General features: G+C 63.6%; 19 protein-coding genes, 1 tRNA gene and 2 pseudogenes. 7 read left to right on the top strand and 15 right to left on the bottom strand.

The window, feature by feature from the left end; genetic code table 11:
- Positions 1-300 precede the first annotated feature (300 nt).
- From rlmM to cfa, 10 genes are all read right to left on the bottom strand, one after another.
- Positions 301-1,377: a 23S rRNA (cytidine(2498)-2'-O)-methyltransferase RlmM gene (rlmM, locus tag F817_RS0109525; RefSeq protein ID WP_024327436.1), complete on the bottom strand. Its 1,077-nt coding sequence runs from the start codon at positions 1,375-1,377 to the stop codon at positions 301-303.
- Positions 1,378-1,481: 104 nt separating this feature from the next.
- Complete coding sequence (gene soxB, locus F817_RS0109530; RefSeq protein WP_024327437.1) at positions 1,482-3,215, bottom strand: thiosulfohydrolase SoxB; 1,734 nt, start codon at positions 3,213-3,215, stop codon at positions 1,482-1,484.
- Between the two features lie 461 nt (positions 3,216-3,676).
- Positions 3,677-4,681: a class I fructose-bisphosphate aldolase gene (locus F817_RS0109535; RefSeq protein ID WP_024327438.1), complete on the bottom strand. Its 1,005-nt coding sequence runs from the start codon at positions 4,679-4,681 to the stop codon at positions 3,677-3,679.
- Positions 4,682-4,843: 162 nt separating this feature from the next.
- The gene (locus F817_RS0109540; protein WP_024327439.1) at positions 4,844-6,040 is read right to left on the bottom strand and encodes an NAD(P)/FAD-dependent oxidoreductase; all 1,197 of its coding nucleotides are present in this window, start codon (positions 6,038-6,040) and stop codon (positions 4,844-4,846) included.
- Between the two features lie 55 nt (positions 6,041-6,095).
- Positions 6,096-6,653 (bottom strand): RDD family protein, encoded by a 558-nt coding sequence (locus F817_RS0109545; protein WP_024327440.1) that lies wholly within the window; start codon positions 6,651-6,653, stop codon positions 6,096-6,098.
- A 22-nt stretch (positions 6,654-6,675) separates the two neighbouring features.
- On the bottom strand, positions 6,676-7,155 hold the full coding sequence (locus tag F817_RS0109550; RefSeq protein WP_024327441.1) for an SgcJ/EcaC family oxidoreductase: 480 nt from the start codon (positions 7,153-7,155) through the stop codon (positions 6,676-6,678).
- Between the two features lie 153 nt (positions 7,156-7,308).
- A complete protein-coding gene (locus F817_RS0109555) occupies positions 7,309-8,871 on the bottom strand; it encodes a phospholipase D family protein (RefSeq protein ID WP_024327442.1) in 1,563 nt (520 codons plus the stop codon).
- A 153-nt stretch (positions 8,872-9,024) separates the two neighbouring features.
- Positions 9,025-9,101: transfer RNA gene (locus tag F817_RS0109560), tRNA-Val, on the bottom strand.
- Between the two features lie 212 nt (positions 9,102-9,313).
- Positions 9,314-10,651 carry an FAD-binding oxidoreductase gene (locus tag F817_RS0109565; protein ID WP_024327443.1) on the bottom strand — a complete coding sequence of 446 codons (1,338 nt, stop codon included), beginning with the start codon at positions 10,649-10,651 and terminating at the stop codon, positions 9,314-9,316.
- Entirely contained in the window at positions 10,648-11,778 is a 1,131-nt protein-coding gene (gene cfa / locus F817_RS0109570; RefSeq protein ID WP_029681085.1) for a cyclopropane fatty acyl phospholipid synthase, read from the bottom strand. Before cfa ends, F817_RS0109565 begins: the two co-directional genes overlap by 4 nt.
- Positions 11,779-12,104: 326 nt before the next feature.
- Between cfa and F817_RS0109575 the strand changes: the two genes are divergently transcribed.
- A complete protein-coding gene (locus F817_RS0109575) occupies positions 12,105-12,473 on the top strand; it encodes a nucleotide pyrophosphohydrolase (protein ID WP_024327445.1) in 369 nt (122 codons plus the stop codon).
- A 63-nt stretch (positions 12,474-12,536) separates the two neighbouring features.
- On the opposite strand, the gene F817_RS0109580 is transcribed toward F817_RS0109575, so the two are convergent.
- Positions 12,537-14,945, bottom strand: a complete 2,409-nt coding sequence (locus F817_RS0109580; protein ID WP_024327446.1) for a DNA/RNA helicase domain-containing protein — start codon at positions 14,943-14,945, stop codon at positions 12,537-12,539.
- 391 nt (positions 14,946-15,336) lie between these two features.
- On the opposite strand from F817_RS0109580, the gene F817_RS0109585 reads away from it, so the two are divergent.
- The 3 genes and pseudogenes from F817_RS0109585 to F817_RS0109595 all read left to right on the top strand — a co-directional run bounded on the left by F817_RS0109585 (position 15,337) and on the right by F817_RS0109595 (position 17,742).
- Positions 15,337-15,801, top strand: coding sequence for a hypothetical protein (locus F817_RS0109585; RefSeq protein WP_029681086.1), 465 nt, complete (start codon positions 15,337-15,339; stop codon positions 15,799-15,801).
- Positions 15,802-15,899: 98 nt separating this feature from the next.
- A pseudogene (locus F817_RS13785) lies at positions 15,900-16,416 on the top strand (class I SAM-dependent DNA methyltransferase); the annotation flags it as partial.
- Between the two features lie 789 nt (positions 16,417-17,205).
- The gene (locus tag F817_RS0109595) at positions 17,206-17,742 is read left to right on the top strand and encodes a GNAT family N-acetyltransferase (protein ID WP_024327448.1); all 537 of its coding nucleotides are present in this window, start codon (positions 17,206-17,208) and stop codon (positions 17,740-17,742) included.
- 191 nt (positions 17,743-17,933) lie between these two features.
- Here F817_RS0109595 and F817_RS0109600 read toward each other — a convergent pair whose 3' ends face one another.
- The 3 genes from F817_RS0109600 to F817_RS0109610 all read right to left on the bottom strand — a co-directional run bounded on the left by F817_RS0109600 (position 17,934) and on the right by F817_RS0109610 (position 19,238).
- Positions 17,934-18,626: a transposase gene (locus F817_RS0109600; RefSeq protein ID WP_024327449.1), complete on the bottom strand. Its 693-nt coding sequence runs from the start codon at positions 18,624-18,626 to the stop codon at positions 17,934-17,936.
- 89 nt (positions 18,627-18,715) lie between these two features.
- Entirely contained in the window at positions 18,716-18,985 is a 270-nt protein-coding gene (locus F817_RS14260; protein WP_081644481.1) for a Txe/YoeB family addiction module toxin, read from the bottom strand.
- Complete coding sequence (locus tag F817_RS0109610) at positions 18,960-19,238, bottom strand: type II toxin-antitoxin system Phd/YefM family antitoxin (RefSeq protein ID WP_024327451.1); 279 nt, start codon at positions 19,236-19,238, stop codon at positions 18,960-18,962. The genes F817_RS14260 and F817_RS0109610 overlap by 26 nt, the downstream gene beginning before the upstream one ends.
- A gap of 458 nt (positions 19,239-19,696) precedes the next feature.
- Between F817_RS0109610 and F817_RS13790 the strand changes: the two genes are divergently transcribed.
- The 3 genes from F817_RS13790 to F817_RS0109625 all read left to right on the top strand — a co-directional run bounded on the left by F817_RS13790 (position 19,697) and on the right by F817_RS0109625 (position 23,642).
- Positions 19,697-21,055 carry a DUF2254 domain-containing protein gene (locus F817_RS13790; protein WP_051132340.1) on the top strand — a complete coding sequence of 453 codons (1,359 nt, stop codon included), beginning with the start codon at positions 19,697-19,699 and terminating at the stop codon, positions 21,053-21,055.
- Positions 21,056-21,393: 338 nt separating this feature from the next.
- A complete protein-coding gene (locus tag F817_RS0109620; protein WP_024327452.1) occupies positions 21,394-22,587 on the top strand; it encodes a diguanylate cyclase domain-containing protein in 1,194 nt (397 codons plus the stop codon).
- A gap of 590 nt (positions 22,588-23,177) precedes the next feature.
- Positions 23,178-23,642 (top strand): HEAT repeat domain-containing protein, encoded by a 465-nt coding sequence (locus F817_RS0109625; RefSeq protein ID WP_024327453.1) that lies wholly within the window; start codon positions 23,178-23,180, stop codon positions 23,640-23,642.
- Here the strand turns inward: F817_RS0109625 and F817_RS14840 are convergent.
- Positions 23,639-23,821, bottom strand: a pseudogene (locus F817_RS14840) (helix-turn-helix domain-containing protein); the annotation flags it as partial. The gene F817_RS0109625 and the pseudogene F817_RS14840 sit on opposite strands and share 4 nt — an antisense overlap.
- Positions 23,822-23,907: the final 86 nt, after the last annotated feature.

Here is a 23,907-nt window from a genome sequence, read left to right on the forward strand (position 1 = left end):
CCGACCGCAACCCTCTCCTGCGGTCCTGGCATATGGTACATGGCCACCGCCCGGCCCGACGGGTGACCGCCAGGGTCGGACCACGGTAACCACCGGACTCCACGTCTTTTTTTCCCACAAAACCGCCCAGTGGGACGCTTATTCGTGCAATTTCGGACGCAAAACGACGGGTGACCGCCAGGGTCGGACCACGGTAACCACCGGACTCCACGTCTTTTTTTCCCACAAAACCGCCCAGTGGGACGCTTATTCGTGCAATTTCGGACGCAAAACGGCCGCGTCAGGGCGAGTACATCCAACTCAGCCCCGCTCGACATGCACGGTGATCTCCTCGCGGTCGTGATAGAGCTGGCGCGCCCGCATCCGGTGGGTGATTCGGGCATCCAGCAGGCGTTCCTCGATGTGGTCGAGGCAGTCGTATACGGTCTGCCAGCGCTGTTTCATCGGCAGCTTCAGGTTGAAGATCGCCTCACGGCACCAGCCTGCCTCCAGCCAGTCCGCCATGCGCGCGGCCACCCGTGACGGCTTGTCCACGATGTCGCAGACCAGCCAGGTAACCGATTTCGGTGGTACCCAGGAGAAGGCGTCCTCGCGGTGGTGCTCCACCTGGGTGGTTGCCATCAGCGCGGCATCCATCGGCCCGTTGTCCACTGCGTGCACGTACATGCCGCGGCGCACCAGCTGCCAGGTCCAGCCACCCGGGGCCGCGCCCAGGTCCACGGCCTGCATGCCCTGCGCCAGGCGCGTGTCCCAGGCATCCCGCGGGATGAAAGTGTGCCAGGCCTCCTCCAGCTTCAGGGTCGACCGGCTGGGCGCCTCGCGCGGGGAGCGCAAATGCAGGATGCCCCCGGGCCACTCGCTGCGTTCACCGGGGCGGCTGATACCCAGCTGGACGCAATCGCCCGCATGCCAGAAGACGTGCAGGCGTTGTCCGTCCGCCTGGGGGCACAGCACTCCGCGCTTGCGCAGCACCGCCGCGAGCGGCCGTTCCACGGCCTTGATCAGGCGGCGCAGGCCCTTGCCATCGTTGGTATCCGGCATCTCGTGCCAGATGGACTCGACCGCCAGGCCCGAGGCGACCGCTTGCTCGATGATCGGAGTCAGGCGGTCCACCCGGTCCAGGCTCTCGAGGGCCGGAAACGCGGGGAACACCTGTCGCGCGAAGATCAGCTCCTCGAAGGGCAGCGCGCCCGCCAGCGCCTCCACAGTGCAGCCCGCCGGTTCGAAATGGACGTACCCGGTGCCTGGCTGCACGCGCGCAAAACCGCCCAGGCCGGCCCGCGCTGCACGATCCGTCAGCTCCGCTGTCAGGTCCGCCTCGAAGCCGGCGCGGCAATACAGCAGCAGGCCGGAAAAGCCTGATCCGCTCGCTTCCATCCCGGAACCCCTCTCCCCAAACAAAAAAGCCGCCGGACACCCGAATGGTGCACGGCGGCTGCGAGACTACCCGGCCCGCTTGCGCGGGCCAAGCGAAACGCCGATCAGCGGTCCAGGCCAGGGTTGTCCCCGACGTTCTTCAGCTTCGGCAGGTAGGGCTTGCCGGGGCTGATGGTTTCGCGATCACGCAGATACCCGGCGACCACCTCCCAGACCGGATCGGTATCCAGCGGCTCGTGGACATTGGCCCAGCCGGCCACCACGTAGTTCTTGTCCGGATCCAGCGGCTCACCGTTGATGTGCATGTCGCTGATACGACTACCCATCGACTCGTGCGGATCGATGGTGTATTCGATGCCGGAGGTTCGCACCATGTCCCCGCCGCGGTGATGGTAGGGATTGGCATTGAAGATCGAGTTGGCCACGTCCTCCAGGGCATTCTTCAGCTGCGCACCGGTCATCTCGTTGCGCTGCGTCTCCGAATAGGTGGTCGCGGTTTGCGTCATCAACTCCTCGAAGGTGATGGGCGAACCCGGCAGGACGCTAATGCCCCAGCGGAAGCCGGGCGACAGGGCCACCTCGGCATCCATCTCCTTGATCATCGCATCCATGATGACCTCGTCGAAGGTGCCGTTGAAGTTGCCCCGGCGGTAGAGAACACCGTCGGTTACGGCCAGTTCTTCATTCAATTTGTCCTCATAGGGCTCGCGCACCGTGCGGATGTGCTCCTCCATCTCGGCGTCCGGCTCGATCAGGTTGGAGAACACCGGCAGCAGCGTGAACTTGTAGTCACGGATACCGCTGTCGGTCACGTCCAGATCCATCACCCCGACAAATTTGCCGTTCGAACCGGCGTTGGTGACCAGCGTGGTCTCGCCACCGGCATTTTCGATCTCCATCGCGCCCGGCACCGCGTCATGCGTATGCCCGCCCATGATGATGTCCACATCGCGCAGGCGACGGGCCATCTCCATGTCGGTGACCATCCCGTTGTGCGACAGGATCGCCACGACCTTGGCGCCCTTCTCGCGGCACTCGTCAATCATGCGCTGCATGTTCTCGTCGCGGATGCCGAAGCTCCAGTCCGGGAACATGTAGTCGGGGTTGGCCACGGATGTATAGGGAAACGCCTGGCCGATCACGGCGACCGGCACGCCATTCATCTCGCGGATGGTATAGGGCTCGAAGACCGGGTCGCCCCAGTCGCGATCCTCGATGTTCTGTGCCAGGAACTCGATGTTGTTGGGTTTAAAATCGTTCTCGATGATTTCCTTCACCCGGTCGTCACCGAAGGTGAACTCCCAGTGGCCGACCATGATGTCCACGCCCAGCAGTTTCTGCGCATCGACCATGTCCTGCCCGTTCGTCCACAGCGACGTCGCCGAACCCTGCCAGGTGTCGCCACCATCCAGCAGCAGGGAATTCGGGCGCTCCGCGCGCAGCTTCTGGATCAGCGTGGACAGGTGGGAGAACCCACCCAGACGACCGTATTTCTCGGCCGCGTACTTGAAGTCCATGTGGGTGACGGCATGCGCCAGCGGCGTGCCCGGCTGGATGTCGAAGTACTCGAGCATGTCCTTGCCGGCGAGCACCGGCGGCTTGCCCTGCATGTCGCCCACGCCGATGTTGACGTCCGGCTCGCGGAAGTAAACCGGCTTCAGCTGTGCGTGACAGTCGGTGTAGTGCAGCAGGGAGACGTTGCCGAACTTCGGCAGGTCGTACATATCCGCCTCCGCCGGTCGCCAGGACCCCTTCTCCCCGGCCCAGGCATTCATCGAGAAGCCAGCGGCACTCGCGGCAACCATGGCCTCCAGAAATTCTCTGCGCGTCAGACTCATGTGGTTCTCCTTGGTGGCTTGGTCTTGTCCGGGGTGCCCATCGCACCCCCTACCAAGCCCCCGACGTCTACCAGCCTCAAATGTTCCCCCGGGCGGACGCGGAAACACCCACGTCGACAGCGCGTTTGCGTTCGTTTAGACCGAGATCGAAAGAGAAAGGCCCCACTTCCCCGGCGTTGGCGAAATTCTGGATTTTTGCGAATAGGTTCACATTTGGTCCTGGTCCTGGTCCGGGCACAAAAAAGCCTGCTATCCGCAGATAGCAGGCCAAGACGCGACATACACCGTCGGAAGCTAACGGCCCGCATCGCACGTTGGGGGTACGTGCATTCCCTGCTGGCCGCACATCGGATCCGACGACGTCAGGCTAATCAGACACCGGCCGGTCTTTGTTGATCCAGATCAACAGATACGTCGATCCAGATAAAGCATCCCTCCGTGCGGACTTGTGCACCGCCGCATCACGCGGCGTACTTGCCCTGCGCTGCCAGCCCGTTGTCGCGGGCACGTTCGTACACCGTCTCCTGTGCCTTCTCGAAATTGCTGGCCATATCCTTGCCCCACAGCTCCATGGCGGCTTGCTGCATGCCCCGGCCGTAGGAGAACGACAATGGCCAGGGAGCACCGCCGATCCGGTTCATCGCATCCAGGTGATTGGTGGCATCGGCATCGCTTTGGCCCCCGGAGAGGAACACGATTCCCGGCAGGATCGCGGGCACCGCGGACTCCAGGCAGCGCAGTGTCGCGTGCGCAACGTCCTCCACACTGGCCCGTTCGGGGCAGTCCTTGCCCGGCAGTACCATGCTGGCCTTGAGGATGGTGCCCTCGAGCAGGACGTGGTGCTCGTACAGCGCCTTGAACACGGCCCGCTGGGTCGCCTCGGTCACGCCGTAGCAGGTTTCGATGTCGTGGCTTCCGTCCATCAGGACCTCCGGCTCCACGATCGGCACAATGCCCTGCTCCTGGCACAGCGCGGCATACCGCGCGAGGGCATGCGCATTCGCCTCGATGCAGGTGTCGGTGGGCATCGTCTCGCCGATGGTGATCACCGCGCGCCACTTGGCGAAGCGCGCGCCCATCTTGGCGTATTCCTCCAGCCGTTCACGAAGGCCATCCAGCCCCTCGGTCACCTTCTCGCCCGGGAAGCCCGCCAGGTCCTTCGCCCCGGTATCAACCTTGATACCCGGCAGGATGCCGGCCTCGTTCATCACGTCCACGAACGGCTTGCCGTCGCGGGTGGACTGGCGGATGGTCTCGTCGTACAGGATCGCGCCCGAGATGTACTCGTTCAGCTGCGGCGTGGTCAGCAGCAGCTCGCGATAGGTGCGGCGGTTCTCCTCGGTATTCTCGACGCCCACCGCACCCAGGCGCTTGCCGATCGTGCCAGTGGATTCATCGATGGCAATGATGCCCTTGCCGGGTGCCACCATCGCTTCGGCCGTCTCTACCAACTGATCGATCTTCATGCCTGCTCCTTGCATTTCTGCGTGGGACTGCGCATTACTTCTGCTTGGGACTGAATAGGGAGAGTAGTCACCCTCCGCGGGTTCTTCCAACCCGACAAGGAAAACCCCACCACAGTTTCCGGAACAGCACGAAAGGCCGTGTCCACGGCGCATGAAAACGGTTCAGGCGTATTCGCCCGCCGCGTGCCCGGAGGCCCACGCCCACTGGAAGTTGTGGCCGCCAAGGTGCCCGGTCACGTCCACCACCTCGCCAATGAAGTAAAGCCCCGGGATCGACCGGCATTCCATCGTCTTGGATGACAGCGCAGCGGTATCCACCCCGCCCAGTGTCACCTCCGCGGTGCGGTAGCCCTCGGTCCCGGATGGCCACACCGTCCACGGCTGGCACACGGCCACCACCTGCTCGATATCCGCATTGCTCAGGCGCTCCACTGGCCGGTTTTCCACCCAGAGCTCGCACCAGCGCTGCGCGACCCGGCGCGTGAGCTGCTCGCCCAGCACGCTCTTCAGTTCCAGCTTCGGCCGTTGCTCGCGCAGGTCGCGCAGATGTGCCGCCAGATCCACCCCCGGGAACAGGTCGATCGCGACCGCCTGCCCCTCTTCCCAGTAGGACGACGCCTGCAACACCGCCGGCCCGCTCAGCCCGCGATGCGTAAACAAAAGGTTCTCGCGAAACCCCATGCCCCCGGTCGTCGTCACCGTATCCAGCGCCACACCCGACAGCCCGTCCAGCTCCTCCAGTGGTCGCCCGCTCAGGGTGAACGGCACCAGGGCCGGTCGGGTCGGCTGCACCGGTAGCCCCAGCGAGCGCGCCAGGTCCACCCCGAAGCCAGTGGCCCCCATGCGCGGGATGGAATAGCCGCCCGTGGCGATCACCAGCGACTCGCAGGCAATGGCCTCCGAGCCGGCCTTCAGGCGGTGCGGCGTGCCCGTTTCCACATCCGTCACCGGCGTGTCCGTGCGCACCGTGACACCGGCCGCCGCGCACTCGTCCAGCAGCATCCGCACGATGTCCTTCGACGAATGGTCGCAGAACAGCTGGCCCAGCTTCTTCTCGTGGTAGGGAATGCCGTGCTTTTCCACCAGGGCGATGAAGTCCCACTGGCTGTAGCGGCTCAGGGCGGATTTCACGAAATGCGGGTTCGCGGAGATGAAGTTCTCCGGCTCGCAATACATGTTGGTGAAGTTGCAGCGGCCGCCGCCGGACATCAGGATCTTCTTTCCCACGCGGTTGGCGTGGTCCAGCACCAAGACCCGCCGCCCGCGTCCGCCCGCCGTCAGGGCGCACATCAGCCCCGCCGCGCCGCCACCGATCACCACCACGTCAAAGGACGCTGCTGTACGCTCCGCCTCGCTCATGGCGGGCGATTCTACCCGAAGCGCCGGCCCCACCCGTCGGCGGGGCGCCACCCCGTCAGCGGAGCCACTCCTTGCGCACCACCAGGGTCTGGGCGATCAGGTCATGCAGGGCCTGACGGCGCCGGGTAAACGCCACCATGATGTAACCGATCATGAGGATCATGGCCGAAAGGGTGGTGGCAAAGTGCCGGGCCGTCGCGCGCAAGAACGAGATCCGCTCGCCGTCGTAGTCCACCACTCGCAGCCCGAACACCCGCTTGCCCAGGGTCGCCTGATACCGAGAGCTGTGCATGCCGGCCCAGTACAGCCACCCGACCACCACGTTCACCAGGAGCCACGCCACCTCGGCCGGTGGTATCGGATCCCCCGGCTCGCGCGGCACCATCGTCTCGGGGCTGATCACCGTCTGTGCCAGCACCTGCGGCAGGCCGATAATCAGCGCATCCAGAAGATACGCCCCCGCGCGCACCCAGAATCCACCGTAGGCGTTGCGATCCTGCGGCGGCCCCGACTCCGCCATCTCGCCCGCGGGGACGGAATCCATACGGCTGCCACAGCTCAGGCAGTAGCGGGCATCGTCCGGATTCGCTTGACCGCATTCCCTGCAGTTCATCATTGACCTCCTTGTAATCCGTTCAGTAGGGCGAAACGGCCGTGTTCTGGGCAAACCGGATCTGCCAGCCGTGGTCGGCGTCCTGCTCCAGCAGGAAACTCATCCGGGTGCGCAGGATACCGTCACCCCCATCCGGCAGCCCCGCGGGCATCGTCTCGATATCCGAGACGGTCAGCTTGGCCACGGCCAGCGCTCGATTCTCGTCCAGCATCTCGATGTGTTCCACCGCGATGTCCAGTGCCGTGCCGGCCAATGGCCCGGCGAACACCGCATCATGCCGCCGCGCATTCGCCTCGCGCCCGAGCAACCGACTTCCCGCCAGGTTCACCACCACCGAATCCGTCTGGTAGTCCCGCGCCCATGCGTCGCCATCCGCGGCCGCCCAGGCGCTCTGCTTCGCTTCCAGAAGGGTCTCGATCGCGGCTTCATCGCCAGCCGCCACCGGGCCGGAACAGGCCAGCAGCCCGACCACACCCGCCATCCACACCATCTTTCGCGTCATACCAGACTCTCCACCGTTGAACGAATCCCCTGTGTACAGGAGAGCTCCAACCCATGCCAGCCGAATGGCAGCGGTGCCCGCCCATCTCGTCACGCCGGCAATGCTTGCACCCCCGGCGGTGCCCTCCGCCCGGAAGGGCTGCAGGCACATCCCCTACAGCAACGGTTCCACCGGCAAAATCCGCGTCACGCCCGCGATAAAGCGCCGCCACACCCCCGCCTTCGGTTCGTACTGATACACATTCCCGTCCCCGTCTCGCCACTCCAGGCCACCCGTGGCATCGCGGCCCACCCGGAACGCCACCTGTGGCCGGATGCCCTGCTGGTGCAGGGCCTGCAGACGGTCGACCAGCACCGGATCTCGGAGGAACACCCCGGACTCGCTGTTGGTATGCGCCGAGCGCGGGTCCAGGTTGAACGAGCCGACAAAGGCCTCCTCGCGATCGAAAACCAGCAGCTTGGAATGCAAGCTCGCCTGCGAGGTATCAATACCGCGATCGCGCTCCAGGCGCGCCCAGCGCGGCGGACCGGTCGGGCGCAGCTCGAACAGCTCCACCCCCGCATCCAGCAATGCATGTCGACGCCGGGCATAGCCCGCATGGGTAAAGGCCACATCGTTGGCCGCCAGCGAATTCGTCAGCACCTGAACCCGCACCCCCGACTCGCTCATCTGCGCCAGCTGGGCGGTCCCGTCGCGCCCCGGCACAAAGTACGGCGAGACAATCAGCAGTTCCCGCTGCACGCCCCGCAGCCGCTCCCCCAGCGCGTCCGCCACGCGCGAGCCCGTACCCCGGCCCCGCGCCTTGGCCTCGTCGTCCACCACGAACTCCGCCCGTGTGGTCCACACATACGCCGCCGGATCATCGATCGGCTGCGGGACCGGTTGCCCATTCAGGGGTTCCATCTGCATCAGGGGATGGGTGTGATTCTGCGCCAGCCAGGCCCGCAAGGCGCCTTGCTGCATCGCGAGTCGGTCCGTTGCTCCCGCCTCGCGCGCCAGACGCTCGACCTCGATCGCCCCGGGGCTGTTCCAGAACTCAACGAACGAGCGGTCGATCTCCCGCACCAGCGGCCCCACCGCCACCAGATCCAGGTCCGCAAAGTTGTAGTCCGGGCTCGCCTCGAAGTACTCGTCCCCTACATTGCGCCCGCCGGTAATCGCCAGGCGCCCGTCCACCACCCAGGCCTTGTTGTGCATCCGGTGGTTCAGGTCGCTGCCACGAAAGAAGAACTCGGCGCTCGCCCGAAACAGACCCTCGCGCGTACGAAACGGATTGAAGACCCGCACCTCGATGTTCGAATGCTGGGCGATCGCGGCCAGCGTCGCGTCACGTCCGCGCGCGTCGATGTCATCCAGCAGCAGGGAGACCCGCACCCCACGATCGGCCGCCCCGAGCAACTCGCCCATCAACACCCGTCCGGCGGCATCGTCCCGCCAGATATACGACTGCACCTGGATCCGCTCGCGCGCCATGCGCACGCTCATCACCCGCCAGCGAAACGCCTCCGCGCCCTCGTCCAGCAACCGGAAGCCCGTCTTCGCGTCATCCCGGGCCGGCTCGAACCCCTCCAGCCACTCCGCCAGCGGTCCCTCCGACGCGGGGGGCTCCAGCGCCTGCCATGCGCGTTCCGGCGCCGGCTGCAACGGCGCACAGCCGGCCGCGAGTGCCAGAAAGAGCACCGCGAGAACCCACGAAAACCCAACCGGATAGCGCATCAACAAGCAATCGCCGGACGCGAAGCCCCCTTTCAAACCGCAAAACGGGTATCAGCCTGACGCCGCGCCGCCGCCCTGTCGACACAGCCCCCCCGAACCCCGGACACAAAAAAAGCGAGCCGGGCGGACCCTGACTCGCTTTTTTCAACAAACTGGTAGGCGCGATTGGACTCGAACCAACGACCCCCACCATGTCAAGGTGGTGCTCTAACCAGCTGAGCTACGCGCCTGTCGTCTTCGAGCCGCGTATTCTACCGACTCCCCGCCCCCTGTCAAAGCATCCGTTAAGTCATTTTACGGGCCGCGTTATGGCGGCCGGAACACGGCACCCGGGACGCCCGACATTTCACAGGCGATTGGGCGCTTGCCGGTCGGCGCGCGTTCCCGCCGCGCAACGCACGGGGATGCGGACAGCCGTTTCCCGCCCGGGGCCCAACCGGCCTCAGCCCCGTTTCACCGCCTTTTCATAGAGCCCCGGAAAGCGCCCTTCTGGATCGCACTCGCGCTTGAGGGCCTCGTAGGCCGGGCGGTCGTAGTTCTGCCAGAAGGTGGCTTCGTCGTAGGTGCTGCGCGAATACAGGCTCTTCTTGCCGCCGTGTTTCGCGACCAGTTCCTCGACCCGAGCGTTGTAATAACCGTCGGGCTCGCTGGAACGGACGATGTCCCAGAAGCCGAAGTTGATGTACGCCGTATCGGGACGCAGCTCGAACAACGAGAACCCGGCCTCTGGCACGACAAACGGGCAGATCCACACCGGACGGATCCCGATTTCGGCCTCGAAATCGGCCAGAAACGCCGCGGCGTTGGCGATCGGGATGTCGACGTCCTGGATCACCGCCTCGCTGCGCGGCCGTACGGCGTGGAGCAGGCTCAGCGGCCAGCGGCGGCTGGCGCGCATGATCTTCTGGTAGGTCACGCTCGACAGGCGCTTGCGCCCGAGCAGCAGGCGCACCGGCTTGAGGTGGGCGCCAACATTCCTGCTGCACCAGAACCAGTCGGTGTCCCAGCGCCAGAGGTAATCGTGGATGCTCAGATAGTCCTCGCGCCGCTCGCGGAGGCTCCGCCAGTACTGGCGCATCCAGGTGTAGTCGCTGGCCTCGGTGCCCGCCGGCGGCGATTCCACGCAATGCGCGCGGGTCAGCACGAAATCGCCGGGTGCGAAGTACACGCCATCGAGAAACGCGCAGGTCGGGTGCGCGCATTCCTCGGCGATTGCGGAAAACAGCGCCTCGGGGTCGCGGAAGCGGGTGTGCTCGAGCCGCACATAAGGCTCCACCCGAATCAGCCGCAGCCGGACCCGCGTGGCGTACCCGAGGCTGCCGTAGGAGTTCGGAAAGCCGTGGAACAGTTCCGGGCGCTGCTCGCGCGAGCAGGTCAACACGCGCCCGTCGGCGACCATGACGTCGAGCTCGTCCACCGTGTCGTGCACCAGGCCGTAGCGGAACGCGCCCGACTCGATGCCGATCCCGGTGGTCGCGCCGCCGACCGTAATGCTCCTGAGCTCCGGCACGATGGCCGGTGCCAGCCCGTACGGCAGGGTTGCGTCGACCACGTCGGCATAGGTCGTCATGCCCTCCACCTCGGCAATGCAGGCCTCGGCGTCGATCTCGATCACGTGGTTGAGCGAAGCCACGTCGATCTCCGTCCGGCGGGCCTCCTCGCGCGGCCTGAACAGGTTGCTGGTGGACTTTCTGAGGCGCACCGGGCCGTCGGACCCGGCCAGCGCGGCGGCCATCGCCTCCACACGATTGCGGTGGGCGGCCCAGGCGGCGCTGCTCATCGGATCGGCTCGTAACGCGGCAGATCCCCGTGACTGAGCACGAGCTGCCATAGATTCAGATGACGGGCCCGGAACGCGCCGGCACAGCTGAGCAGGTAATAGCGCCACATCCGATAGAAGCGTTCGTCCAGGCCTTCGCTTTGTTTCAGCTCCGGCCAGGCGGCGACGAAATTGTCATCCCAGGCCATCAGGGTGCGGTCGTAGTCCGGGCCGAAGTTGTGCCAGTCCTCCAGCACGAACACCCCCTCCTTGGCCCGGGTGAGCTGCGCCTCGGACGGGATCACGCCACCGGGAAAGATGTATTTGGCGATCCAGCGGTCGGTACTCCTGCGGCTGACGTTGCCGCCAATGGTGTGCAGCAGCATCAGGCCACCGGGCTTCAGACGGGAGCGCGCGAGTTCGAAGAAAGCGCGAAAATTCTTCGGCCCGACGTGCTCCATCAGCCCGATGCTCACAACACGATCGTATTGCCGGGATTCCCTGGCCGCCTCGCGGTAGTCCTGCTGCCGGACATCGACCGGAAGGCCCTCGCAGAGCCCTCTCGCGTACTCCACCTGCTGGCTGCTGATGTTGTAGCTGTCCACCTCGCAGCCGTGCTCGGCGGCCAGATACCGGGCCAGTTCGCCGAACCCGCCGCCCAGCTCGAGCACGCGCATGCCCGGCTCCAGATGCAGCTTGCGCGCGATCAGGTCCAGCTTCGCGCGCTGGGCTTCGTCCAGGGTCGCCTCGGCCCCGTCGGGGCCGTAATAGGCGCAGGTGTACTGCATGGTCGGCCCGAGCATGGCCTCGTAGAGCCGGTTCGAGAGGTCGTAGTGCTGCTCCGCGACCCGCCGCGAGCGCCGGCGACTCTGCTCATTGGCGAGCCAGCTTAGCAGCACCCGGCCGAGTACCGCGGGGCTGCGCACCTTGTGCTCCAGGTGCGCCCGGAGGATCCGGAAGAACAACTCGTCGAGCCGCTCGACGTCCCACCAGCCGTCCATATAGGCCTCGCCGGTGCCGAGCGACCCCTCGGCCAGAATCCGCTGATACAGCCCCTCTTCGTGGACCTGGATATCCCAGGGCCGCTCGCCGCCGACCTCGATGTCAGCGCTGCGCAAGAGTTCCGTAACTTGTTGTCTTGCCGACATGCTCGTGCTCCGTGCAGCAATCGGATTGCCGGTTTGCGCCACCGGACTAAGCGAAGAGCCTGCCACTCAAGAAGACAAAGGCCATGACCCCTCTCAAGCCCAAGGGTACTGTGGATGGCTTGCCACTGCGACCGTTCTCGGACCGGTACTGCTCACTACTCTAACCTCACCTCGTCATCCTGGGTGCACCGAGGTCTCCTCTCCTTGCAAGAAGTCTTCACACGCCCCGCGACGGACACCCAATCGGCACCGAGTAGCTCGTAAGGAACAGCGGGAGTGAATCCGTTACGATGCCGGGAGCAGAGCAATCACGCCGAGGGGTAAACATGAGCGAAGGATCGAACGGTACACAGGCACTGGAAGAACTGGCTTCTCGTGTAGAAGCGTTCGTAACGGAACGCGACTGGGCCCAGTTCCACTCGCCCAAGAACCTGTCGATGGCGCTGGCCGGCGAGGTCGGCGAACTGATCGAGCACTTCCAGTGGTTAACTCAGGAACAATCGCGAGCGCTATCCGGCGAGGCCCGTGAGTCGGTCCGGCAAGAGATCGCAGATGTGCAGATCTACCTGCTGCTCCTCGCGCGCAAGCTCGATATCGATCTGGTGGAAGCCGCCAGCGACAAATTGGAGATGAACGCCCGCAAGTACCCGGTGGAAAAGGCCCACGGCAACGCACGTAAGTACTCCGAGCTTTAACAGCCGTCATCACGAGAACGCAGGCGACCGTACGGCACGATTGAGCGACCTGGACGAACTCCCTCAACCCTCAAGCTGACCGACGTATTCGCCCACGACCACTAACTCGGAAAGCGCATCCTCCTCCAGCATGATCGGCTGATAGCCCGGCAGACTGGACTCCGGCTCGAGGATGATCCGAGCATGGCGCCACTCCGTGTCCGAATCGGCGATTTTCTCACTGTGGTAACGCTTGATGGTGAAACTGGCACCCGTATCCGGGTCGTCGATGTCGCGGTGCTGCACCAGTACGATCTTGCCCTCGCGCGTGCCGCCCCCAGGCGGCGCGAACAGGCACCACGCCCCATCCGGAATCCGGCGATTCATCGATCCCCCGACTACCTGGGCGATGAACATGCCGGGCTTTGGTGCGATGAAGTCGGGCGGTGTCACCCAATCGAAAGCCTCCGGATTCTGTTCAACATTTTGCAGGTCGCTGAAACCGCCAGCAGCCGCCTTGAACGAAACCACCGGCAACGCATTTTCGAAAGGCTCGACCTCCTCCAGTGCTAGTTTCGGGAACGGCAGGGTATTCGTATCGACGTCGCCGGCGTCCGCCACATCAGGCTCTCCAGCGTCTCGATTTACAAGCGCGCGGAAGTATTCGTTGGTCTCCGGGTCCGCCGACCAAATCAGGCACCCTTTCATCCCGCGGCTCATCAGCGTGCGGTAGGTGTTCTTGATGATCTGGTCGGCCTTCTTGCGCGCCTGATCCGGGTTTTCCTTCAGTGCCTTCTTGTAGCCCTTGATGGAGGCATCGTTCTTTGAACGCGCCTCCGGGACCGTGATCACTTCGCCATCGCGTACGATCAGGTCCGGCCCGATGATCACGCCCACATAATCCAGCTCCAGCCCCTGGCTGGTATGGATACAGCCGATCTGGTGCACCGAATTCGGCTGAATCATCCAAGTGGAACCGTCCTTGTCCAGGTTCCACTGCATCGCGAAGTTGTGCTCCGCGAACCGGATATCCATCGCCTCCGCGTTCTTCTTGCTGTCCCAGTCCCAGCAGTAGCCAGCCAGCAGCCGCGCCCGGTTGGCCTCCACGTTCCGCGCGAAGATGCGATCACGCAGCTCGATGGGCGAATTGACGACCTCGACCGAGTAATCCAGCTCGTCCAGGTTCTCGTTCGCGGTCTCCCGGATCTGCAGCGCCTGATCCAGCCAGGCCAGGTAGCCGTCAGAACCGGCACAGCGAAACTGCGAGCGCAACTCAGCGTAGTGGATAGTCGCCCCGGCGGCCTTCGCCCACCGTTCGATCTCCTCGCGCGAGCCAATATCCTTCCAGTGGATCCGCTGCTCCTCGTCCAGAAAGAACACCGCCGTGCGTGCGGCGCGGATGATCTCCTTGGCCTGGTTCTCCCCCAGGTTCTGATACATGCCCGACTTCTCGTTCAGCCGGTGGGCCTCGTCCACGATCAGGGTGTCGAACGTGTCCGGCTCCGTCTCGTGATAGGAACCGGAACCTCGGAACAGGTTGCTGATCCGGCTCTTCTTCATCGTGCCGGTCAGTCGGGCCTCGTATACCGCCCTGGGCGCCGCATTACGCGTCACGTACTGGGCCACCTTGCCCTGCCGGGTTAGCTCCCCGAGCAGGTTCACAGCCACCACCGACTTCCCGGTCCCCGGTCCGCCCTGCACGATGAACACCTGTTTCCCGTGCTCTTCGGCGATCGCGGAAAGATCCAGCGCGCTCTCGAAAACCAGCTTCTGGTCATCGATCATCAGGAACTCGGCATTGCCCTCCAGAAGTGACGCCAGATGATCCGCCAACGACTTCGACGGACGGATCCGACCGTGCTCGACCCGATAGAGGATGTCGTTGGCATCCCCCTCGCGCACATGCTGGCTCAGGAACCGGGCGAGCTTTTCGGTATCCGCCTTCAGGAAGGCCGGGGCGCGTTCCAGGTGCTCGTGATAACGCTCATCCCCGATGGCTGGTGACAAGCTGTTGTGCAGGTAGGCGCAGGGATGTAACCCGATATTGTCGGTCTGCACCGTCTCGTTGTAGTCCTCCAGCAGCGCCGCATAGGACCACGCCTGGTAGGACGGATGCGTGACTTCCCGTTCCCGTCCGCCGACGAAGGTGCGCACGAGCGCATCCTTCTCGGTCGCCTCCACATGCTCCCACTGCTTAAGCTCGACGATCACTGCTGTGTCACGCCCGTCGCTGTTGCGCCCCGTCAGAATGAAGTCCACCCGCTTCGAGGTCTGCGGGATCATGTATTCGATCGCCACGCCCGCATCATCCGGGATCCTGGATGCGCTGAGCACGTTTTCCATGTACTGCATCGAGTTGCGCCAGGACGTGATCTCGTTGGGAGAGGGCTTGCCCTTCCCGCTTCCCAGCATCCTTGCCAGAATGCGATCCTCGATCTCGTTGCCGCGCACATGCTCGATGAACCGGCGCTTATCGGCCGTGTAGATCAGCATCGTGACGCCCCCTGCCCCCGCCTAAAACTCTGCCTCCTAACGCGCACTACAACACTCCTTGTCTGCCGAATATGTAAACCGTTCGGAGACAACCGCTCGACCAGCCCCGCCAGTCCCTGCGCGCTCCCTCGTCATCCCATCCCTTGGCATCAATGCCGTCGTTCCCTGGCATCGTACCGAACTCCGCCCTGCTCCAGTAATTGCGGCTACGCCTGCATGCACACGCGCCATTTGCTCAAGATTGATATGGTCTCCCCGAAGGAGCCGACGAACAACTTGGACAACCAACGAGAGAGCTGCACGGATGGGGCTATCAGACCGAGATTACGACCGCGACGGGCCGCCCCGTCGTAAACGGGGACGGCAACCTCGTCACTCGGAAGAGCCGGCGATGGACCGGAGCACCAAGCAACTCCTCATGATCGTGCTAATCCTGGCGCTCGTGCTCGCCCTAGCCTACCTGTTGCACTACCACATGCAGATCCGGGCCGTGAACAACATGCTGGAGCGACTGGGAGTCGTTCAGAACGAAGCAGCAGAGCAGCTCGTCAAACCGGCGATCGACGGTCTGCGCAGTCAACAGGAACGCCTGCAACAGCAACACCGGCATCAAGAGGCGGCCCGTCAGCGCGAAGAGGCGATCCGTCAGCGCGAAGCCGCCGAGGCCCGAACGGAACGAGCGTTTGAACGCGCGTTCATCGCCCAGTATGAGGTCCCGGCAGGCTGCGACAGCTGGGACTCCGAAGCGCAGATGGTCGAGTGCACAAACCACCGCATCCGCGCGCGCCGCGAGTTCCGGGGCGAATTCTTCCGCGAACCCGCGCCCAACCAGCTCCTGCTGGAGGGTACTCGGTGATGACGGCGCAGACATCCATCCGCCTGCACCTGTCGTCCGTTCCGCCTCACCCAAACAAAAGTTACAGCCTGAACCCGGTGTCGCCCACCGCAACCCGCCTTGGCTCACCCCTACACGAACTGCGCGACGACCTCGACCGCGCCGTCTTCGACGCCTACGGTTGGAACGACCTCGCCGACCGCCTCGTCGGCCGCCCCGGCGCCACCACCCTGCTGCCGGACAAACGGCGCCGACCAGGCCGAAGCCGAAGAAGAACTCCTCAGCCGCCTTGTCACACTCAACACGGCACGCGCCGCCGAAGAAGCCCAGGGCCACATCCGCTGGCTGCGCCCCGACTACCAGGCCCCCGAAGCCACCCAGACCACCGCCACGCTGGAAGCCAAACCCGAGGCCGCCGCCGACACCCCGACCGAACCGGCCAAAAAGCCCACCTGGCCCAAATCCATGCCCGACCAGGTCGAAGCCGTCCGCCGCCTCCTCGCCATCGGCCCCCAAACCCCGGAAGCCCTGGCCAGCCACTTCAAGCGCAAACCCACGAAGTCGATCCTCCAGGTCCTCGCCGCCCTCCAAATCCTCGGCCAGGCCGCGACGGACAACGACCACTGGCGCCTGACATGGCAATCGACCAGCAGCATCAAGGGTTCACCGCCCGGCCATGGCCCCAACCCGCATCGACAGCCGCGCGAGATAACACGCTGCTAAAAACCACCGCGGCGACACATCCGCCTGATTTAACGACGGTTTCTGACGCCACGCGCCCGGTTCAATATCCAATCAAACACGCGCGCACGTTCATCCAATATCCGTGCGCGCTACCCAATCACTGTTAAGACGCAGAGAGAGGTAATGTGAAGCTAGAGACACAGGTCACTGGTAATATTGGTTTGTATTATGTGTGCTATCACCTGTCCCGATTGGGCTGGAATGTGATGCCAACTGCTCGAAACGCACGCGGAATCGACCTTATTGCCTATGACAAGACGGGGACTGAGTTCATTGGTGTCCAGGTGAAGGCGTTAACAAAGCGGGCTCCCGTACCGCTGGGTTCGAGCCTCGACAAGATCATGGGTGACTGGTGGGTAGTGGTCAATAATATTGGGAAGGAGCCATCGACGTATATTCTTCGACCTAGCGAAGTGCGCGATTTGGCTCATAGGGGCGAGAAGGACCGCCGGGTCAGTTATTGGCTCCAGCCGAGATCATATTGTGTGGACGAATTCAGTGAAGCTTGGGGGAGAATCGGCAATGGCCACTAGCGTCTCAACCAGTGGCTCGAGTTCGCCCCGGCCCTGTCCGGGCCTCCGCCGGACGGGCTTTCCGCGTTCGCTTCACGCCCGCCGCTCAGCTTGGCGTTATGTGTGAGCGCGAGCGATTCCTGAACGATCTTCATAGGGCTCCCAAGACATGAAAGTTTCGGCGTATAGCCAGTCTGATCGACAGGAAATAGAGGCCCTCTTTACCCGGACGTTCTCTGATTCAGAAGGTGAGTTCGAGGGAAAGCGGATCGGACATTTGGTGCATGAGTTGATGAATGGAACGGAGACCGATGACATGTTCGGGTTCATCGCTACCGAGCAAGGGCGGATAGTCGGCTGTATCTTTTTCACGAGATTGTCATTCAGCGCCCACGTAAAAGCGTTTATGTTGTCACCGGTTGCCGTTGATCCAGGCCATCAGCGCATAGGCGTTGGCCAAAAACTGATTAATCTTGGCATTCAGCACTTGCGTGAACAGGGTGTCGGACTCATTTTTACCTATGGTAATCCGAACTTCTATTCGAAAGTGGGTTTCGAGCACGTACCTCAGGAGGTTGCTAAAGCGCCGTTTAAACTAACCCATCCAGAGGGGTGGCTGGGGCAGTCGTTGGATGGAGGCAGTCTTGAACTCCCGCTGGGCCAGGCTTATTGCGTTGAGGCATTCAATGATCCTCAGTATTGGTAACCTTTTCTACCGGACCGACAATCACATAACAATTCGCGTAAGGTGGACGTCCCTGACGGGCCGCCGCTTCGCTCCGCGTTATAAGCCATAGGCGACTCTCGTGATGAAAAACGGGGACAGATTTATTTTCTCACGTCGGACGTGACGGAGGAAAAACGGGGACAGGGAAAAACGGGGACAGATTTATTTTCTCACGTCGGACGTGACGGCGGACGGCCAGGACGCCGCCGCTCAACGCGACAACCGATGATCTGCTCCACCTCATCCACAAAACGCTGGTTGCCGGTGAGTTGGCCGCGCTGCAATGCCTCGCGCATCAGCGACAGCTCCTGCTCCGGGACGCCCTGCTCCACGAACCGCGCATAGCGGACACGCCGTTCGGCGTTGTCAGCCGCGAGCTCGCGATACGCCGGGTCGAAATCGATCCAGCACTCCGCCTCGCCCATGCGCTGGCGGTAGCTGGACCAGGGGTACGCTCCGGCGGCCGGCACCATTCGCGCTCGTACCGGGTTCAACTCGATGTAGCGCGTACACGCAAGAAGATACGTCTCTGTCTGCACCGGGCTGGACTTGTAGCGCCCTTCCCACAACGTACCGGAGCGCCCTTCCAGTCGATTGCGATACCGCGTGGCACGCGCCGCCAATGCCTTCATCAAGCGGCCCATTGCAGCCACTTCTTCGCCTGGCCCCAGCAACAGGTGCACGTGGTTGCTCATCAGGCAGTACGCGTACACCCGAATATCCAGCGCACTACTCAGCTCCCGCAGGTCCTCCAGGTACCGCTCGTAATCCTCGTCCTCCGCAAACACGACCTGCCGATTGTGCCCGCGCTGCACCACATGGTGCGGCATATGCGGCAACACCACTCGCGCCATCCTTGGCATACCTCTCCTCCTGCATCACCGCCGCATCCTTGCGGCCGAAAAGAAATCTGTCCCCGTTTAAGTCCGTTTAAGTCCCGGACGCCAGAGGTTCAGAGCCTGTCGTAATGGCCACCGATGGCGAAGATGTAGATCGCCTGGTCGTCGAAGCGGTAGATCAGGCGATCCCGGGCGGAGAGACGCCGGGACCAGAAGCCCGACAGCGAATGCCGAAGGGGCTCCGGCTTACCCGTACCTGTGGCCGGGTCGTTTCGGAGCATTTCCTTGAGGGTTCGGCGCAGGGCTCGATGTAGCTTTGGGTCGCGCTCCCGGAGCGTTTCGTAGGCGGCCCAGGTATTACCCTCGAATACCAGTGATCTCATCCATCTCCCCTTCCGTGGGACGGTAGCCTTCTCCCTTCCGATGGGTAACGGCCGAATCGGCGATTTGCTGCATCAGGCTGGAGTTCTGCAGGACGTAGAGCGTTTCCTGCTCCCGCTCCCAGTCATCCGCACTCATCACCACAAAGGCCTCACCCGCTCGGCGCGTGACCTTGAGCGGCGTGTGCGTAGTGACGGCCTCTTCCACGAAGGCCTTCAGGTTCTCGCGAAACCGGTTCACGCTGACTGTTTCCATGCCGGACCTCAAACGTACGGGAGTACCGTACCAATATAGACATCCTTCAGGTTCGGTTCAATTGCGTCTTCCGGCCCATCGAGAGGACTTTGGGGTCAGACCTTGCCTTTTGCCCTCGCATCAAGGGCCTACGGGGTCAGATCTTGCCTTTTGCCCATTCAGCCAACGCTGGCCGCACCGAGCAAGGGGCAAGATCTAGCAAGAAAAACGGGGACAGATTTATTTTCTCAGGCAAAAGGCAAGGCCTGACCCCGAAGTCCCGTGGGGACAGACAGGCAAAAGGCAAGGCCTGACCCCGAAGTCCCCACTCTGACGACACGCGGCGTACTCTTCTGTAGAAACACGGCCTTGTTCTTCCTCCACGGAAGATAGGATCTCCCGGGGTCGGGAGAATCGAGGAAGACGGGGTCAGACCACGGTAAGCCGGCGGACAGCATGTGAGTGAATGAGGCGTCATAGTGAAAACACTGACTTTCAGGTATTGGGACCGCATTCGATCCAGCTTATGGTTCATCCCCACCATGATGGCCCTGGGCGCGGTGTTTTTGGCCTTCATAAGCGTCGCCCTGGATAGGCCGGTGACGAACTGGTTGTTGCGTTCGTGGGGCTGGACATTCACCGCTGGAGCCGAGGGGGCCAGCGCCGTGCTGGGGATCATCGCCGGATCGATGATCACCATCGCTGGAGTTGTGTTTTCGATGACGCTGGTCGCCCTGTCGCTGGCGACGTCGCAGTTGGGGCCGCGCTTGCTCCGCAATTTCCTGCGCGATACGACGACTCAGGTCGTGCTGGGCACGTTCGTCGCCACCTTCCTGTATTGCTTGCTCGTCCTCCTTACCATCCGGCGCGCGGAGGAGGTTGCTTTCGTTCCTCATGTATCAATCACGCTCGGCGTGCTCTTTGCGGTCGCGAGCGTGGGGGTGCTGATCTATTTCATTCACCACGTGTCTGTTTCGATGCAGGCCAACGAAATCGTGGCGCGCGTGAGCGAGGAGTTGATCGCCGGGGTGGACCGCCTGTTTCCGGAACACATCGGGCGGGCGAAGCCACGGACGTCGGCAACACCACCCGAGTCGGCATTTCTGGACGCATTTGACCGGGAGGCTCGTCCCATTCCAGCGAGCGCGGACGGATACATTCAGTTCATCGACACGGACGCCTTGATCGAGTTGGCGATGCAAAAGGATGTGGTCATTCGACTGGAGCGGGTACCCGGCGACTATGTGGTCTCCGGCGGCCCGCTTATGCTGGTCTGGCCGGGAGAGAGGGCGGCCGATGTGCCCGCGGATCAGGTCAACAACACCTTTGCCCTGGGTAACCAGCGGACTTCGGGCCAGGACATCGAGTTCGCGGTTACCCAACTCGTGGAGGTCGCTCTGCGTGCCCTCTCCTCGGGAGTGAATGACCCGTTCACGGCCATTACGTGCGTAGACCACCTGGCGTCCGCGTTGAGTCGTTTGGCTACGCGAGACATGCCATCGCCCTATCGTTATGACAGTACGGATCAGCTGAGGGTGATTGCCCCAGGGTCTACTTTTGTGGACGTCACAGATGCGGCCTTCAACCAGATCCGACAAATGTCCCGCTCTAACACCGCGGTTACTGTCCGCCTGCTGGAAACGATCGCCGAGGTCGCGAGATTCGCACAGCGGCCAGAGGATCGCGCTGCGCTATTACGGCACGCTGAAATGATTGCCCGTGGGGCTCGCGAGGGACAGCCCGAAGTTGAGGACCGCCAGAAGGTAGAGGAACGCCTTCAATTTGCGAAAGAATTGTTGAGCGTGTCGCCAGGGTCTAAACAGACACCCGAACCATGACGGGGTCGGAACACGGTAACCCTCTGTAGGCACGAGATTTTCCTGCTCTCAAGGGCGGTTTCTGAGCCTGAAATGCTAACATCGGGGGTCAAACCTTGCCTTTTGCCCCCTGACAGCCGGTTGGAGCCCAGGCAGTTCCAACCGATTGCCACGGCCTCTGCGAGGCCTGGCAATGACCGCGGCCAATAGCGGGGGCAGACCTCACCTCTTGCCCTCCGCCTCACCTTCGAGTCAGAAACCACCGTTTGATCCGATAATGTCGGGAATCCGGGCGACTGTCCGGGTGCTTGACCCACGGGAGGGTGCTTTTCATGCTCGCCTCCTGAAAGGAGGAGTCGATGCAGTTCTCGCAAAAGGTGCAGCGGATCAGCGGGCGGTTGTTGAACGCCATCACGGTCGCTTTCGTGGTCCTGCTGGCGGGCATGATTGTGATTGTGGGCAACAGCCTGTGGCAGAACCAGCGCCTGCTGGACGAGCTGCATCACATCACGGAGGAGCGAGGACAGCGCATCCAGCTGGCGTCCGATCTGCTGGAGGCCGCCTACAATCGCCACCAGACCATGGTGAATCAGGTCATCACCGACGACCCCTTCGAGCGTGATGACCTGATGATGGAGTACCACCGCTGGGGGCACCGGGTCGGCGAGGTGCGCGCAGCCCTCGATGAGCGCGTGACCGAGGATTCGGCGCGGGCAAAGCTCCAGGAACAGGATGCCCTGATCCCGCAGATCGTGAAGCTGCAAGACCAGGTGGTGAACCTGGCGGCCCGCGAGGAGCTCGAGCCGGCCATGGCGATCCTGAGCGAGCGTCTGTTTGATCTTGATCGCGAGTTCGACAGCTCCATCGAGGCGTTGCGAGCACATGAACGCGCACAGATGGAAGCGGCAGCCGAGCGCGCAGGCGAAGTCGGGGCGCACACGCAGCGCTTCATGCTGGTGTTCGGTGGCGGCGGCGTGGTGTTCGCGTTGGCTCTGATTCTGCTCACCCGGCGGACCCTGGTGACCATGCACCATGATTTGCGCGAGCAGGCGTCACAGCTCGACGAGGCCGGACGCCAGCTGCAGCACGAGGCTAGCCATGACCCGCTGACCGGTCTACCCAACCGGCGGGCTTTCTATAAGCGCCTGCAGGACGCAATCGCCTGGTCCCAACGGACCGGCGAAGCGTTCTCCGTAGGCTTCATCGATCTCGACCAGTTCAAGCCGGTGAACGATCGGTTCGGACACGCGGCGGGTGACGAGCTGCTGGGAGTCGTCGCCCGCCGGCTGGAGGAGGCGCTCAGCGAGCCGGCCTGTGTGGCCCGGGTCGGGGGTGACGAGTTTGCGGTGCTACTGTTTGGCGAGGATTCAACCGAAGCCGAGGGGAAGCGACTGCAGGCGGCGGTGTCCCGGCCGGTCCAGCTTGCTGCGGGCGAGATCACCCTGGCGATGACTCTAGGCTGGGCCTCCGGCCCGGGAGACGGCGATCCGGACGCACTGCTGGGGCAAGCCGACCGCGCGATGTATGGCCTCAAGGCGGGGCGCGGGACGTAGCCGTGAGATGCCCGGGGTCGACCTTCGGATTTAGCCCTCCATGACAGCCGATCGGCCGCCGTGCCGCCCCAGCCGATTGCCGCGGCCCCTTCGAGGCCCGGCAAGGACAGGTACTGGCTTGCAGGATTACGGACGTCGAACCCTGCCTTTTACCCCTACCGGGCCCGTAATGCCGTGCGGGATGAACGATCTTCAGTGCCGGAGCACACAACAAACAATCGCCGAAAGGGAAACGGCCATCAATGGCCGCGGCCGGTCTGCGTCACCGCCCCCGCAACGTGCCGGCCGTGCGCATGCTGCTCGAGGAGAGTTACGACGCGCGCCCACTCGCGTCCGGCATTCGGGCCTGGTGGTCTCTCGGATTCGCCTGCGACAATGGCCAACGCACGGCCTCGACGGATGCATTCGCATCCCGGGAAAAGGGAGCAGAGTGAATCCCGAGCCGGTGGAGCCCTATGAATATGATCCCTTCCTGCTGTCCCCTTCGCAGGGCGCGCCGCCCGGAAACCCGCACGAACCCGGCGGACCGCGCGCTGCGCCGCCGGGAGGCCGCGTCTCCCTGGCGGCTGGCGGCGTGGCTGGCCAGCGGGATGCTGTTGGGTGCCTGCACCGGTGCACCACAGCCTGAGCCGTCCACCACCGAAGACGCCGTGGCGCAAGAACAGCCGGCCGCCGAGGCGGATGTCCCCGTGGAGGGGTTCGCCAGTCCCGGGGACGAGATGCACTACTACCTCGACCGCTCGTCGGATCGCGACTTTGTCGAGACCTACGGGGGCGAGGAGCATCCGCGCATCTGGTACACCGCGGCCGAGGCGCTCGGGCGGATCGGGGCGCCCGCCGTGCCGCATCTGGTGCCATACCTCGATTCCGATGATCCGTGGGAACTGAAACTCGCGCTGTACGCCCTGATGCTGGCCACGCAGGATCCGGCGGTGACCTCGCGCACCGGCGGCGAGTACATCCGCCTGGGGACCGTCCTCGACGAACGCGAGAACGCAGCTAACCGGGCCATCGCCCGCGACTGGTGGGAACGCTGGGGTCACCTCTGGGATTAGAGACACGCTGATGGAGCAGTGTTTCCCGGTGGCACATCCGTTTCCCACAACACTGCGGGATGGCGGTCGGCGATGCTCAAGAGGGTCCGCGCAGCGTCCGACAGCTTGCGCCGGCCCTGATCCCGGGCCTGGAGCGTACGGGGGGATACACCGAGCAATTGCGCAAAACGGGTCTGGGTGAGGCTGAACCAGGCCCGGGGAAAGCGTAGCTACCTTTGCGTTGAGGACCAGCACCGCCCAAATCCGGGGGCTGCTAGCATGGCTT

The organism is Thioalkalivibrio sp. AKL19, assembly GCF_000420165.1.
Lineage (GTDB): Bacteria > Pseudomonadota > Gammaproteobacteria > Ectothiorhodospirales > Ectothiorhodospiraceae > Thioalkalivibrio.